This window comes from Cohnella thermotolerans DSM 17683, from assembly GCF_000429825.1.
GTDB classification, from domain to species: Bacteria; Bacillota; Bacilli; order Paenibacillales; family Paenibacillaceae; genus Cohnella; species Cohnella thermotolerans.
On sequence record NZ_AUCP01000001.1, the window covers coordinates 400,869 to 413,557 of the forward strand.

Here is a 12,689-nt window from a genome sequence, read left to right on the forward strand (position 1 = left end):
ATTAGATCGTGTCGTACGCGATGCGGCTCCCCCGGCCGCCCGGCTCCGCGGGAATGACGAGCAATCGCCGCGGCAGCCGCGCCTGCAGCTCGGGAACGTGGCTGATGATGCCGACCGCAAGGTCGTCCTGCTGCAGCTTCTCGAGCGAGGTCACGACCGTGTCGAGCAGCTCGGGATCGAGTGTGCCAAACCCTTCGTCGAGGAAAAAGAACTGCAGCGGATACCGGCCCCGCAGTTGAATTTGGGCCGACAGGGCGAGCGCGAGCGCAAGGGAAGTGAGGAACGTCTCGCCTCCCGACAGCGTGGACACCGGACGGCGGAGCCCGCCGTTGGCGTCGTCGCGGATGACGAACCCCCCGCCCGCATCCACTTCAAGCGCGTACCGCCGCCGCGTTAAATAGCCGAGCCGCTCGGAGGCGGCGCGGCACACTTGCTCGAGCTGCTCCTCCGCCACATATTCCACGAACGCGTTGCCGCGGAATACCGCTTGCAGCTGCGCCATTCGGGCGCCCTCTTCGGCCAGTGCGGTCCGGCGCGCTTCCAGCCGTTCCCACCGCTCGCGCCTTGCCGACAGATCTTCGGCGTCGCGCTCCGATTTGGCCGCAGCCGCCATCGCGAGCTCCAGGTTTTCTTTGAGCGACCGGACCTTGGCCGCGCTCGCCGCCCAAGCCTCTTCCCCGACCGGTTCGCCCGGCATCGATTCCCGCAGCAGCTTCGCCTGGCCGTTCAACTGCTGCAGCAGACGGCGGTGCGTCTCGATCTCTTCCGCGATCGCCGGCATTTCGGGCAGACGCGCGGCGAGCGGCCGCACCTCTTCGGCCGAGGCGAAGCCGGACGCCTGCAGCGACTCCGCCAACCGCAACCTCGCGCGTTCGCGCTGGACGGCGGCTGCGCTTTGGCGTTCGGCGGCCGCCGTCCGCTGCGCTTCCGCCACTTGCAGCTCCCGCTGCGCGGACTCGCGCCTCCGTTTGGCCTCCGCCAGCGCTGTCTGCAGCTCGCGGCGCTCGCGCTCGGCTTCCGCCAGCAGCCTCGCCGCCGGAAGCCCGTTCGTCCACTCCCGCAGCTTCGCCGCCACGCCGTCCGCGGAAGCGGCGACCGCTTCCGCCCGGGCGCGGAGCTCCGCCGTCCGCAGAGCCAGCGCATGCCGGTCCCGTTCGAGCGTCCGCACCTGCTGCTCCAATCCTCCCACGAAATCGACGCTTTTGTCCAGCCGTTCCCTGAGCGCCCTCGCTTCCTTCTCCGCAGCGGACGCGCTTTGGGCCAGCGCCTCCGCGCTATCATACGGAACGTCCGGGAAATCCAGGTTCCAAGCGCCTCGCAAAGCTTCGGCCTGCGCCTTCAGCCGGTCGCGCTTCTCGCGGCTTTGCGAGACGGTCGATGCGAGGGCGGAAGCCCCTTCCGACGCCAACGCCCATTCGCGGAGCGCCGCCGTCAAGCCGGACTCCCACCGTTCCTGGTCGGCAACGGCATTCCCCGACTGGGTCCGCAAGCCGTCCAGAAGCCGATCGATCCGCTCCAGTTCCATTTGCCACTCCTCCGGAAGCGACGGAAGCGCGGGCTGGGGCAGCCGTTCCGCTTCCGCAGCGGCAGCGGCTTCCTGCGCCGCAAGATCGCCGGGCGCCTCCGCACCGAATGCTTCCTGGGCTCGAAAGGACGACTCGGCTTCGTCCAGCCGCGCCCGAAGCCGCTCGGCGTGCCAAGCCGACTTGTCGCGCAACGCGGCGAGGTCCCGGGCTCTCTCCTCCAGCTCCCGGACGATGGCCGGCCACGGGACCGAACCGTCTCCCGTCCGTTCCGCCGCGGCGGGATGGGGGTGCGTGAGGGAGCCGCATACGGGGCACGGCTCTCCGGCATGCAGGCCGGCGGCCAGCAGAGCGGCCGAGCGGGCGTGCGCCTCCGCGTCGGCCGCATCCGCCGCCGCTGCGGACAGCTCCGCGAGCCGCGCGGCCAATGCGGCCGATTGTCCGGCGATCGCAACATGGTTCAGCCGAAGCAGGCGGCCCTTGCGGAGCGAAGTCTGTAACGCTTCCCGGGCGGCGGACGTTCTGGCCTGCGCCGCTTGGTGCCGGCCGAGCCAGTCGTCGGCTTCGCGGCCGGCTTCGTCCGCCTGCCGCTCCGCCGCCAAAACCTGCTCCTTGCGGGCCGCGGCCTGCAGCAGGCGGCCGCCCGCTTCCGCTTGGGGGCTCAGCTCCTCCCACTGGGCGCGCAATTGAGCTTGCTTGGCTTTGGCGCGCTGCAACCGGTCCGCGGCTTCCGCATAGGCGTTTTCGGCCGCCGCGTTCTGCGTTTCCGTATGTACGAGCTCCATGGCGAGGGCGGTCCGCTTCGCGTTCCATTCCTCCGCCTCTTCTTCAAGCTTGACCGCCTGCGACATCCTTTCGCATTGCAGGATGAGCTCCGGCTCCCGTCTGGCGGCCGTTTCCTGGGACGCCAGCCATGCCGCTTCCGCCGTCTCCGCTTCCTTCGCGCTTTCGGCGCAGCGGGCTTCCGCCGCTCCGAGCTCGTTCGCGCGGACGAGCGCTTCGCGTTCGGCTTCGTCCGCGTCGCGAATGGCGGGGAACAGGCGCTCCGCCTGCTTCAGCCGCTCCAGCAGCTTCTCCCGCTCCTCCATGCGGGGAGCTTCCGCATCCAGCGCGGCCAATCGTTCTTCGACGCGCCGCAGCTCGAGCTGCCGCTCCCGCATCCGGGTTAGCGACTCGTGCTCCGTTTCGGCGCGCAGTAGCTCCTCGCGCAGCTTGCGCGCCGTTTCCTTCGCCTCGGCGAGCCGTTCGAGCGCGGCTTGCAGCGCCTCCGGCGAAGCGTCGCCGAGCCCTTGCTGCTCGGCTTCCGTCTCTCGCAGCGCCGCCCGGACGGATTCTGCGCGCGCGCTTAAGCGGGCCGCGAGTTTGTCTCCGTAACGCTCCAGGCGGAACAGCCGCTGCAGCATTTGACGCCTGTCCTTGCCGGTCAGCGTCAGGAATTCGGCGAATTTGCCCTGAGGCAGAACGACCGCCCGAGTGAAGTCGGGCATCGTCAGCCCGATCAGCCGCTCGACGGCGGCATCGACTTCGCCCTGCTTGTCGGCAAGAACGCGGTCGCCGTCCGGTCCGGTCTCGATGAGCCGGCAGAGCGAGCTGTGAACGCCCGACTCGCCGGCGCGCTTGTATTGCCGCTCGACCCGGTAGCGGGCGCGCTCTCCCCCTCCGGACAGCTCGAACGTAAACGCGACGGACAGCTTGTTTTCCGCCCCGTTCATGATGCCCTGCGTGCCTTTGGCCGCGCGCTCCACCCGGCCGTACAGCGCGAGCGTCATCGCGTCGAGAATCGACGATTTGCCGCTGCCGGTCGGGCCGAAAATCCCGAAAACGCCGCCGCCGCACAGCCGTTCGAAATCGACGGTCATTTTCTCCCGGTAGCTTTGCAACCCGGCCAGCTCCAGCTGAATCGGCTTCATGAGGCGCTCTCCTCTCTCTCGTCCTCGTCGGCTTCGGCGCCGCCCGCCAGCTCGAGGAACAGGGCGACGAGCGCGTCGTCCGCCTCCGCTCCGCCCGTCTGTCTCCGGTAGAAGCGGCGGAACAGCTCTTCCGGCGGCAGCGAGCCGCGGAGCGCTTTCTCGTCCCGTTCTTCCGCATCCGCCTCCGGCGAAGCGTATACCGGCCGGATTTGGACGATGCCTTCCCGGCTTGCGCGGAGCGCGCCGATCTGCTCGAGCGTCAGCGCCTCCGTCAGCCACAGCTCCAGCTCGATCCAGGCGAGCGGATCCCGACCTTCGTCCAGCCAGCGGTGTACTTCCGCGAGGCCGCCCCGCGCTTCCCAGCGAACGAGCGGGCGGCCGCTCGAGAGCAGCAGCTCCTGAGGCCGGGCTTCCGCGCCCGGAGAGAGATCGAGCAGCGTGACCGACTTCGCCTGGCCGGCTTCCGAGAAGCTGTACGCGAGCGGCGATCCGCTGTAGCGGATCGTCTCGTCGCCCGCCACCCGCTGCGGCCGGTGCAAATGGCCGAGCGCCGTATATTGCTGTCCCGCGCGCAGAGATGCGGGATCGACCGTGTAGGCGCCGCCCACCTGAATCGGCCGTTCGGAGTCGGACTCGTAACCGCCGAGCGCGTAAATGTGGCTCATCGCCAGATTGACGGTATCCTGGCGAAACGCAGCGCCCATCGTCCGCATGAGAAGGCCTACCCTGTCGGAGTAGGCCGAACGGAGCGCTTCCTCGTCCATGGCGGCATGAAGCAGCTCGTTCAGCCTCGCTTCGGAAGGATAGGGCAACGCGGCAATGACCGCGGTCTCTCCCGTGCGGGCGACGTTGATCGTCACGGCCTCCGCTTGCGGCAAGCCGATGAGGCGGACGCCGTGACGGGCCGCCAGCGGGGTCGCCGCCGCTACGCGGTCGGGGTGGTCGTGATTGCCCGCAATGACGGCCACTTGCCGGCTCCCGCCTTCGGAAAGCCGGGCCAGCGCGTCGTAGTAAAGCCCTTCCGCGGCCGCCGGCGGGTTGACGGAATCGTAGACGTCGCCCGCCAGCAGGATCAGGTCGATCCGTTCGTCGCGAACGATCGAGACAAGCTCGTCCACGAAAGCCTCCTGCTCAGGCAAGCGGCTTCGTCCCTCCAGCGTGCGGCCGAAATGCCAATCGGCCGTATGCAGCACCCTCACATCAACAACTCCTTTTTGCAATTTCGCACGATGCGCTCACGGGGCGGCCTCTGTAAGCCGACTTTGTCGGCTTACAGCTCTGCCGGCGCGCGGTTTCGCCTCTGTAAGCCGACTTTAGCGGCTTGTAGCTCCGCCGACGGGCTGCTCGCCTTACAGTTCACCCGCCGTTCGCCATTTTTTACAAAAGCCGCACCGCCTGCCCGCCGTCCACGAAATAGACGTAGCCTTCCTTGACCTTGCGCCCCAGAATGTCGCCGATCGCTTCGGCATAGCGCTCGATCTGGAACCGGTGCTTCTCCGCCGCCTCCGTCCACGACCCGCCGATGACGCGGTCCGTCTTGTAATCGATCAGAACGAACCCATCCCCTTCCGGGAACAAGCAGTCGATGATGCCTTGTATAAGCACGGGCTCGTCCGCGGCGGACCCCGCCGCTGCGCCGGGATAGACATCGCGGGCGGGAATGCCGTAGCTGAACGGAACCTCTCGCCAAATCTTCGGCGCGAGACACATCCGGCGATAGAGCTCCGTCCGGCAAAAAGCGGCGATGGTCTCCGCGTCGACGGCATTGCGCTGCTCGGTTGTCAAAATCCGGCGCTCGACCAGCCGCTCCAGCAGCTCGGACACGCCTGCCGCGTCCGTTCCCGGCGCAAGCGGCAAATGCTGCATGACCAGGTGGATGACCGTGCCGCGTTCGGCCGGGGTCAGCCGCTTGGCGGACAGGAAGCGCGGCCGCCGCAGCCGGAACGTCAGCGCCGCCGTATCGGGCAGTTCGTCCGTTTGATCGCCCGCGGCAATCCGCTCTTCCTCGCTCCACACCTCATCTTGCGCTTCGTCATCCGCCGTCGCGAAGCCCCCGGCGTCCGCACGCTGCCGCTTGAGCGCGGTGATGGACGTTTTGGCCGACAAGCGAGACGCTTCGGCGTTCGGATCGGTCCAGGACAGCGCTTCGTACGCGCGTTTGCCGGCCGGCGTCTCCTCTATCGACACCGGCTCCAGCGCCAGCACCCGGTTCCAGACCGTATCCCCGTCTCCTGCATCCGGCAGCGCCGCCGGCGTTCCGCGAGTGAAAACCGCCGCATGAACGATCCGGCACACCCAAAGCGGCGTTTTCGGCGCCAAACTTCCGGTCCGACCCCCAATACCGTCCCCGCCTATAATGTCGCTCGCACTGTCAGAACCGCCCATACTGCCGCTGCTACCACTGATATCGCTCGCAGTGCCAGTGCCGCCTGTGCTGCCAATGCCCGTACTGTCGTTGCCGCCACCGCCGCCGGCACCACTCTCGCCGCCAACACCGCTCCTGCCGCCTCCCCCGCCAACGCCGCTACCGCCGTCAACGCCCCCCGGCGCCGCCGCGGAAACGGCCGCTTCCAGCCACGCGCTTCCGTCCCCGTCCGCGCGGTCGCCGGCCGTCCGCAGTTCCCATCCTGAGCTGGCGAGCATGGCCGCCGGCCCCAGCCAGTCCAGATAGCGGTTCGCAGCCGCGACCGCATAGTCGGGCAGGCCGTCCGCCGAGGCGGCCGCCAGCTCCCGCCATTTGGCGAGCTCCTTCTCGGCGTCCTTCGTCGTGCCGATGAGAATCAGCTTCTCCTTCGGGCGCGTCAGCGCGACGTACAGGACGCGCATCTCTTCCGCGAGCATCTCCGCCTTGAGCCTCCGGCGAATCGCCAGGTGAGGCAGCGTCGGATAGGCGACCCGCGTGTCGGGATCGACCATCTTCGGACCGAAGCCGAGCTTCTTATGTTTGAGAAACAACCCGTTCAAATCCTGTTTATTGAACCCGCGCCCGAGTCCCGCCACGAACACGACGGGAAACTCGAGTCCCTTGCTCTTGTGAATCGAGACGACGCGCACGACGTCCTCCTGCTCGCCTAGCGCCCGCGCGGCGCCGAGGTCGGCCCCGGTGTCCCGCATCCGGCCGAGAAAACGGAGGAAGCGGAACAGCCCGCGCGAGCTGGAGCTCCGCTCGAACTGCCGGGCCCGGTCGACGAGCGCGCGCAGATTGGCCTGCCGCTGCACGCCTCCGGGAAGCCCCCCGACAAAGTCGTAATAGCCCGTCTCGCGGTAAAGCGTCTCCAGCAGCTCGCCGAGCGGCTCGCGCCGGGCCAACGTCCGCCACGAATCCAGAGAAGCCAGAAACGACCGCAGCCGGCCGCCGAGCTCCCCTTCGTCCTGCGAAGCGGCGGTGCGGAGAGCGCTCCAATACGAGCTTCTCCGATCGTGCAGCCGGATTCGGGCAAGCTCTTCCGCCGTCAGCCCCACTATCGGCGAACGAAGCACGCCGGCAAGCGGAATGTCCTGATCGGGATTGTCGATCAGATGCAGCAGCGACAGCATGACGTCCACTTCCGTCGCCGCGAAATAGCCGGTCGCCAAATCCGCATAGGCGGGAATACCGGCGGCCTTCAGCTCTTCCAGCACGGCCGGGGCGAGCGAAGTCGCCGCCCGCAGCAAAATGACGATGTCCCGGTAGGCAAGCGGCCGGTACAGCTTCGTTTTGCCGTCGTAAACGACAAACGGCTCGGCCCCGCCGTCCGCGCTCATCAGCCGCTTGATCTCGGCCGCGATGCAGCGCGCTTCGAGCTGCACCGTCTCCAGCTCTTCTTCCGCCGCGCCCTCGGCTGCCGATTCGGCCGCGGTCTCCGCCGGGGACGCATTCGCCGGCGCTTCCCCGCTCCCGTCCGCCTCCGTGCCCGCCGCCGCACCGCTTCCGGCCTGCAGCAAAATCATCTCGACGGCATACGGCGAAGGCCGTCCGCCCGTCAAGCCGCCCGTGTCCTCCGCGGGATAGCCCTGCCCGTAGACGAGCTCGGCCCGGCGGTCGTAATCCATCTCGCCGACTTTCTCGCGCATGACGAGGCGGAACACGTGGTTGACCGCTTCCACCACCCGGGGACGGCTGCGGAAGTTGCGCGCCAGGTCGATGCGCAAGCCCCGGCTCTCCCCGTCTTCCCCGGACGAGGCGGGAAGCGGACCGGTTTCCCCGGCGGCCGCAGCAACTTCCCCCGCAGGCTTCCCTCCATCCCCGCCATTGCCGCCACCGCCCGCCGTCCAGACGTCGTATGACTTGTACTTGGCCAGGAACAGTCCCGGCTCCGCGAGGCGGAACCGGTAAATGCTCTGCTTCACGTCGCCGACCATGAACACGTTGCCCGGCGACGGCCTCGCGATCAGCGAGACGATCGCTTCCTGCACCTCGTTCGTATCCTGGTATTCGTCGAGCAAAATTTCCGCGAACCGGCTGCGGTAATCCAGCGCGGCCGCCGAGGGGAGCGTCCGCTCCGGCGTCGACGCCGGGTCGCGGAGAATGCGCAGCGCGTAATGCTCCAGGTCGCCGAAGTCGAGCAGCCCTTTCTCCCGTTTGGCCGCCTCGTAACGCTGGCCGAACGCGACGACGAGCTCCGCAAGCGCGGCCATATCCGGCGCGAGGGCGCGCAGCTCGTCCGCATATTGTTCGGGCGAGCGGACGAACCATTCCTCCGCCAGCTTCGCAGCCGTCTTCTTGGCGTCGTCCCGCAGCCCCTTGACCCGCTCCTGCAGCTCCGGGTCGTATTCGCCGCCGCGGCAAGGCTTGAGCCGGCCGAACGAGCACGCGGCGAACGCTTCGCTCCACCGTTCCCACGGCTCGTCCGACACCGCCTGCAGCAGCGCCCCGACGACGTTCATGTCCTCGGCCAGCGTGTCGGCGTACGGCAGCGGCCCTCCCGGGCTTTCTGCGATTCCCTTCGCCGTCTGGAGCAGCTGCCGCGCGCCTTCCAGCGCCAGCGTCACGTCCTGGCGCATGCTGTCGACCCATTCGGTGTCCGCCAGTTCGGCGGCGCTCTCCACCCGGAAGCGGGCGGCCGTCTCGCGCAGCCACCATTCCGGCCAAGGATGGCTGCGGGCGAAATCGTACAGCTCCAGCACGAGCCTGTGCAGCGGCTCGTCGCTCCGCTCCCCGCCGAACAGATCGGCGAGCCGCGCCAGCGTCCCCCGTTCGCCTTCCTCCTCGTAGCGCTCTTCGAACAGCGCGTCGAGCGTGTCCATGCGCAGCAGTTCCGCCTCCGTCTCGTTCGCGATCCGGAAGCCCGGGTCGAGCCCGATGAGCGGCGCGTACTTCTCGATGACCTCCATGCAGAACGAATGGAGCGTCGTCACCGACGCCCGCGGCAGCAGCGCCAACTGGCGCCTCAGATGCGCGGACTCCGGACTGCGCTCCAGGGCGTCCTCGAGGGCGAGGCGGATCCGCTCCTTCATCTCGGCCGCCGCCGCCTTCGTAAACGTGGCGACGAGCAGCGCGTCGACGTCGAGCGGCCGGGCCTCGTCGGCGATGCGGGAGATGATCCGTTCGACGAGCACGGCCGTCTTGCCGGAGCCCGCCGCCGCCGCGACGAGCAGGTTCGAGCCTTCGGCCGCGATGGCGGCCCACTGCTCGTCCGTCCATTTGCTGCCCGAAGGCTTGGCGTATGTCGCTTCCAGACCGGACCACGTCATTCCGGATCCCCCCTTTCGCCTTGTTCGCGCAGCCATTGCCACACCTGTTCCTTGCCTTCCGCCTTGGGCAGCAGCTTAAAGCCGTTGCCCTCCAGCTGCCCGTCGAATTGGCACACCGGCCGGAACTCGCACACGCTGCAAGGGCTGCGCTTGTCCAGCCGGTAAGGCGCGATTGCGACGTCTCCGCCCGCTATGCGCCTTCCGATCTTCTTCATGCTGCTTCGCACCGACCGGCGCAGCGCTTCCCATTGCCCTTTGTCGGCGACCTGCGACCGGGACGAGAACGAGCCGTCCTTCTTGAACTCGACCGGCACGACGACCGATTTGCCCCCCGACGCCAGCGACTGGTCCATGAGCGCGACCGCCTCTCCGTCCGCCAGCACGAGCCCCTGCATCCGGAATTCCTTCATCATCGCCTGCTCCGCTTCGCGCCGCGACATCCCGTTGAGCGTGTGCAGCAGCGGATTGTGCACGTGAAAATAGAGCACGCCGGCCGGACTGGCCGGACGGCCCAGCCAATGGGGCGCGTGGGAGACGACGACGTCCAGGTACGCGAGCATTTGCAGCGACAGCCCATGGGCGACTTCGTCCAGCTTCAGCTTCACGTCGCCGGACTTGTAGTCCATAATGCGCAGCAGCAGCCCTTCCGGCGTATCGGCGGCGTCCACCCGGTCGATCCGGCCGACGACGTCCATCCAGCGCCCGTTCCCCAGGTTCAGCGACAGCGGCGGAAGCGTTCCCGAAGGGCCGAAGTCGATCTCCAGCCCGACGGGACGGAACGCCGACAGCCGGGCATGCTCGCCCAGAATGGACGACGCGCGCGCGACGATGTCCCGAAGCTTGCGCGCCATCGCCCGATGGCGGTGCGACGACAGCAAAATTTGCGACTGCACTTTCGGCATAAGCCGCTCGACGGCCGCCGCCGCTTCCGCTTGCCAGCGGGCGGCCTCCAGTCCCGCCGGCCCTTCCGCGAGCAGCTTCTCCGTCGTCTGCCGCAGCGCCGCGTGGAACAGCTGGCCGATGTCCGGCGCGTCCACCCGGTACAGCTTCCGCTCCTTCAGCCGCAGCCCGTGAGCGGAGAAATGGCGGAACGGACAGGCGACGAACCGCTCCATGCGGGACACGCTCGCCAGCAGCCGGTCTCCGTACAGCAGCAGGCTCGTCCGCTCGGTCAGCGGCGGCTCCTCGTTGCGGTATTGCAGCGAAGCGAGCAGCTTGCCCAGCCTGTCCCGCCATTCCGCGCGTTCCGTCAGCCAGCGGTACACCGACCACCAGCCCGGAGCGAGCGCCTCGCCCTGCCGCCAATGCCGCAGCCTGGCGACGAACAACGTGAGCGCCCGTCCCGGGTGAACGGCGAAGGCGAGCTGCCTCTCGTCCGGATCGCCCGGAGCCGGCTCCGCCGCCAGCATATTTTCCCGGAGTCCGGGGAAGCGTCTCTTCACTCTCCGAATCAATTCCGAAGGCAGAAGCCCCTGGCCTTCCTCGTCGGCGAGCGGATAGCTGATCCACAAATGGCGCGAAGGCGTCGTCAGCGTCCAATACGACAGAAACCGCTCGTCCAGCAGCCGCCTCCGCGCCCCGGGCGCCATCGCGACGCCCGCCGCGGCGAGAGCCTCCCGCTCTTCCTCGGAGAGCAGGCCGTTCTCTCGGATGGCCATCGGCAGGACGCCGTCGTTCACGCCGAGCAGATAGAGCGCGGCGATCCGGTCGGACCGCGTCCGTTCCGGGCTGCCGACGAGCACGCCGTCCAGCGACGGCGGCACCGCGCCGAGCTTCAGCTCCTCCAGCCCCGCATCCACCATGCCCGCGAACAGCGGCACATCCGCCTTCTCGCCGCCCATCAACTCGACGAGCTGATCCAGCAGATCGAGCACGCCGTCCCACAGCGGGCGGTGCATCCGGGCTTTGCCGGGGCGGCCGGAGGTTTCGTCCTCCGCGCTCCACCGCTCCAGCCGGTCCGCGGCTCCCGTCTCTTCCAGCAGCCGGAACAGCGCCTCGCACAACTCTTTGAAGTCGGCCGACCGCTTGAACCGTTCCTCGAGCCGGCGCAGCGGGCCGATCAGCGCGGCGCGGGTGGCCATGATCCGCTCCATGGCGCGCGCTTCCCGTTCCGGGTCGTCCTCCGCCTCGAGGTCTCCCGCCCGCAGCGGCCGCCACGAACGCTCGTCCAGCCAGCGCCAGCCGTCGATGCCGGCGGCGAGAACGTAATTTTCCAATTCGTCGACTTCGTCCCGGGAGACTTCCCTGTCCTCCGGCTGCAGCAAATCGGTCTTGGCGCAGCGCAGCAGCGGATCCGACTTCCAGCCCGACACGACCGTCTCCAGCGCGGAGCGGACGAATTCCACCAAGGGATGGTGCGACACGGACGCTTTGCCGTCGAGAAAATAAGGAATGCCGTAATCGCCGAACACCCGGCCGAGCAAGTCGGCGTAATCGTCCAACCGCCGGACGAACACGGCCATTTCGCGCCAACGGCAGCCTTCGTCCCGGACGCGGCGGAGCATGTCCCGGGCGACGGCCTCCGCTTCGGCGCGCCGGTTCGCCGCCGCGTGAAGCGACAAGCCGCCCTGCGGCCCGAGCAGCGCCGAATCCCCTTGCCACGGAAGGCGGGCGTCGAACGCCATCTCGAGATGGGCCAGCGCCGGGCTGCCGGCGAACCGGGGCGGCACGGGCGGATCGAGCGCGACCGGCGCTTCGATGTCCGCGCCCGCGGCGATGGCCAGCTCGCACAGCCGGGCGGACGTCTCCGCCGTCGGATGGAACAGCTCCAGCTCGTGCGGGCGCTCGCCGGCGCCGTACGGGCGATCCAGGCAAAGCGCCGCCGATACGCGGGACGCTCGCTTCAGCAGCGCTTCGATGACGGCGTATTCGTTCGTCGTGAAGCCGTGAAAGCCGTCGAGCCAAACTTCCGCGCCGTCCAGCAGGGCGGAATGCGGAACGCCTTCCGCGAGGCGGGCGAGCGCGTCTTCGCCGTCCAGCCATTTTCCCGCCAGTTCCCGCTCCAGGTCGCCGAAGAGCAGCGTCAGGTCGTGCAGCTTGTCCTTCAGCAGCACGGACGTCCCGGACGCTTCGGCCGCGGCGCTTAAATCGGCGACTCGCTCGCTTCCCGAGCCGTACCGCTTCCATTCCGTGAACAGCTCTACGAGCTTGGACGTCAGACCCGCAGCCGAAGAAGCGCCGCGGAACATTTTCAATTGGTCGCGCCGTCGAACCAGCGCTTTATGTAGGAGCATCGCCTTGCCGTTCTCGTCGATCGGGACGGCGGCCAGCCCGCCGGTTTCCTGCATAACGCGGTAAGCGAGGCGGCGGAAGCTGAGCACTTGCGCCCGAATAAAGCCGCCCAGGCCGGGCGTCGTCGCCATCGCGTATTCCGCCTGGAAGGTGGCTTGTTCCGGAACGAGCAAAATAAGCGGAGGCCCTTCGGGGTCTTCCTTGAGCTTGCGCCGGATTTCGTCGAGGCACAGCCGCGTTTTGCCGCTTCCGGAACGGCCGGTGATGAGACGCAGCGCCATAGGCAGCGAACCTCCTGTCCGTTCTTCTGATTCTCTCATTGTACCATATCCCCGCAGGAGCACACACGTTC

4 protein-coding genes are annotated in these 12,689 nt (G+C 68.2%); all 4 read right to left on the reverse strand.

Annotated features, from left to right (window positions below):
* Nucleotide 1: 1 nt before the first annotated feature.
* Nucleotides 2–3,433, reverse strand: a complete 3,432-nt coding sequence (locus G485_RS0101970; protein ID WP_027091137.1) for an AAA family ATPase — start codon at nt 3,431–3,433, stop codon at nt 2–4.
* On the reverse strand, nt 3,430–4,632 hold the full coding sequence (locus tag G485_RS0101975; protein ID WP_027091138.1) for an exonuclease SbcCD subunit D: 1,203 nt from the start codon (nt 4,630–4,632) through the stop codon (nt 3,430–3,432). Before G485_RS0101975 ends, G485_RS0101970 begins: the two co-directional genes overlap by 4 nt.
* 178 nt (nt 4,633–4,810) lie before the next feature.
* Nucleotides 4,811–9,106 (reverse strand): UvrD-helicase domain-containing protein, encoded by a 4,296-nt coding sequence (locus G485_RS0101980; protein ID WP_027091139.1) that lies wholly within the window; start codon nt 9,104–9,106, stop codon nt 4,811–4,813.
* Complete coding sequence (addB, locus tag G485_RS0101985; protein ID WP_027091140.1) at nt 9,103–12,618, reverse strand: helicase-exonuclease AddAB subunit AddB; 3,516 nt, start codon at nt 12,616–12,618, stop codon at nt 9,103–9,105. Before addB ends, G485_RS0101980 begins: the two co-directional genes overlap by 4 nt.
* Between the last annotated feature and the right edge of the window lie 71 nt (nt 12,619–12,689).

What these genes read in the sequence shown, in the direction of transcription:
- addB (WP_027091140.1), bottom strand. Translation starts at nt 12,618, where the DNA reads ATGGCGCTGCGTCTCATCACCGGCCGTTCCGGAAGCGGCAAAACGCGG.
- G485_RS0101980 (WP_027091139.1), bottom strand. Translation starts at nt 9,106, where the DNA reads ATGACGTGGTCCGGTCTGGAAGCGACATACGCCAAGCCTTCGGGCAGC.
- G485_RS0101970 (WP_027091137.1), bottom strand. Translation starts at nt 3,433, where the DNA reads ATGAAGCCGATTCAGCTGGAGCTGGCCGGGTTGCAAAGCTACCGGGAG.